This is a genomic window from Paraburkholderia sp., from assembly GCF_034668105.1.
GTDB lineage: Bacteria > Pseudomonadota > Gammaproteobacteria > Burkholderiales > Burkholderiaceae > Paraburkholderia.
Genome location: NZ_JAXDPY010000290.1, coordinates 1 through 3,125, shown reverse-complemented (window position 1 = coordinate 3,125; position 3,125 = coordinate 1). Strand labels below are relative to the sequence as shown.

Genomic DNA, 3,125 nt, shown 5'->3' with positions numbered 1-3,125 from the left:
CAAAGCTTTCATTCTGCAATTTGGCATTGCACTTGCTAAGTTCAGTGCTAAGCCGCGCAATCTCCTTCGACAGACGCTCGCGCTCCACCGCTACATCGATTTCCACCTTGAGCACGAGCTTGTCATTGCCAACAATAGCAATTGGCGCGCCATCTGCCTGCGCATCCAGCGTTGCCTCGTCGGCAATGATCTGCACCTCCGACAATCGAGCCAATGCCTGAGCGTACGGAGCGAAGGTACGCAGGCGCTCCGCGTTGCCGGCAGCGAGCAACGGCACCTTGACCGCCGGCGACAGATTCATTTCGCCGCGCAGATTCCGGCACGCGTCGATCATCGCTTTCAGATCCGCCGCCCATTGTTCCGCGTCTTCATCGATCTTCGACGGCTCCGCAACGGGATAAGGCTGCACCATGACGGACGCTTCCCCCTCCGCTTTGCCTTCGGGGTAGCGGCCCGCCAACGGTGCCACTTTTTGCCACAGCGCTTCGGTAATGAAAGGAATCACCGGATGCGCGAGGCGCAACACCGTCTCGAGGACGCGCAGCAGCGTGCGGCGTGTTGCGCGCTGCTGATTCGGCTGACCCGTCTGGATCTGAACCTTCGCGAGTTCGAGATACCAGTCACAGTATTCGTCCCATACGAACTTGTATAGGGCGTTGGCCACATTGTCAAAACGATAGTCGGAAAAACCCTTGGCGACTTCCGCTTCGACACGCTGCAGGCGCGAGACGATCCAGCGGTCGGCCGCGGAGAAATTCAGGTGGCCGTCGGGGCCGCATTCGCCGCATTGCTCCGGCTTGCCGAAACCGCAATCGTGGCCTTCGCAATTCATCAGCACGAAACGGGTGGCATTCCACAGCTTGTTGCAGAAGTTGCGATAGCCTTCGCAGCGCGCGAGGTCAAAGTTGACGTTGCGGCCGAGCGTGGCCATCGACGCCATCGTGAAGCGCAGCGCGTCGGTGCCGAATGCCGGAATGCCGTCCGGGAACTCCTTGCGGGTTTTCTTTTCGATCGACGCGGCCTGCTTCGGATTCATCAGACCGGTGGTGCGCTTGGCGACCAGGGCGTCAAGGTCGATGCCGTCGACGATATCGATCGGGTCGAGCGTATTGCCCTTGCTCTTCGACATCTTCTGGCCTTCGGCGTCGCGCACGAGACCGTGCACGTAGACCGTGTCGAACGGCACCTTGCCGGTGAAGTGCGTGGTCATCATGACCATGCGCGCGACCCAGAAGAAGATGATGTCGAAGCCGGTGACCAGCACTGACGACGGCATGAAGTGCTTCAGCTCCGGCGTCTCGGCCGGCCAGCCGAGCGACGAAAACGGCACTAGCGCAGAGGAAAACCACGTGTCGAGCACGTCTTCGTCGCGCTTGAGCGGACCGGTGTAACCCGCCTCGGCGGCTTTCTCGCGCGCCCCTTCTTCGGTTTTGGCGACGAAGATTTCACCGTTCTCGCCGTACCATGCCGGGATCTGATGACCCCACCAGAGTTGGCGCGAGATACACCAGTCCTGGATGTTTTCGAGCCACTGGTAGTACGTGGTGGACCAGTTTTCCGGCACGAATTTGATTTCTCCGCTGCGAACCACGTCGAGGGCGGTTTGCGCGATTGATTTGCCCGGATTGAAAGTGCCTTCCGGCGCCGGCTTGCTCATCGCGACGAACCATTGGTCCGTGAGCATCGGCTCGATCACCACGCCCGTGCGGTCGCCGCGCGGCACCATCAGCTTGTGCGGCTTGACCGATTCGAGCGCACCGAGCGCTTCGAGGTCGGCCACGACCTGCTTGCGGGCTTCGAAACGGTCCTGGCCGCGGTATTTTTCCGGGGCGTTGTCGTTGATCTTCGCGTCGAGCGTGAGGATCTCGATCATGGGCAGCTTGTGGCGCAGGCTGACCTGATAGTCGTTGAAATCGTGCGCGGGCGTGACTTTGACCACGCCGGTGCCGAATTCGCGGTCGACGTAGTCGTCCGCGATGATCGGGACTTCACGGCCGGAGAGCGGCAGCGTGACCGTTTTGCCGATCAGGTGCGCGTAGCGCTCGTCTTCCGGATGAACCATCACGGCGGTATCGCCGAGCATGGTTTCCGGGCGCGTGGTGGCGACGGTCAGATGGCCCGAGCCGTCCGTGAGCGGATACTGGATGTGCCAGAGGTGGCCGTTTTCTTCTTCGCTGACCACTTCGAGATCGGAGACGGCGGTGAGCAGGACCGGGTCCCAGTTGACGAGGCGCTTGCCGCGATAGATCAGGCCTTGTTCATACAGGCGTACGAAGACGTCGCGCACGGCGGCCGACATTTTGTCGTCCATCGTGAAGTATTCGCGCGACCAGTCGATCGACGCGCCTAGGCGGCGCACCTGATTCGTGATGGTGGAGCCGGATTCCTGCTTCCATTCCCAGACGCGTTCGGTGAACTTTTCGCGGCCGAGGTCATGACGGGAGACGCCTTTCGCGTCCAGTTGCCGTTCGACGACGATTTGCGTGGCGATGCCCGCGTGGTCGGTGCCCGGCACCCAGAGGGTGTTTTCACCGAGCATGCGGTGATAGCGGGTGAGGCCGTCCATGATCGTCTGGTTGAAGGCGTGGCCCATGTGCAGGGTGCCCGTGACGTTCGGCGGCGGCAACTGGATCGAGAAGTCTTTCTTGTTCTCGTTGAAGGAGGGCGCCGCGTAGGCGCGTTTTTCCCATTCGGGGCCCCAATGGGCTTCGATGGTGTGGGGCTCGAAGCTTTTGGCAAGCGTGGAGGTCGGGTCGCTCGGGGTCTCGCTCATTTCGTCGGTCTGCTGGTGGATGCAAAGAATGCTCGATTATAAGCGGCGCTGCGCGCGGCGGGCTTGGGGGGTGGTTTTGGTTGGGTTTTTTTGCGTGCGCGGCGCTTATTGGCTGGTTGCATACGGCGTTGGCCTTTCCTCGAAGTGATTGCCTACGCGGCGCTTGGTTCTCGGTGCTTTTATGGCGTGGGCCTTTCCTTGTTTTCTTATCGGTCTATTAGCGTCGCCCCTGTGCGGGGCGGCACTTACTTTCTTTGCCGCGGCAAAGAAAGATAAGCAAAGAAAGCCGCTCACACCGCCAGCTCATAAGCGGGTCCCCCGCACAGTCACGGTAGTGGTGCATCTGGAATCC

Annotated in this window: 1 protein-coding gene; it reads right to left on the bottom strand. The window is 60.9% G+C overall.

The features are described 5' to 3' along the window. On the bottom strand, positions 1-2,773 hold a 2,773-nt coding region (locus QOC89_RS13395), incomplete at its 3' end, for a valine--tRNA ligase (protein WP_323045449.1). Positions 2,774-3,125 lie beyond the last annotated feature (352 nt).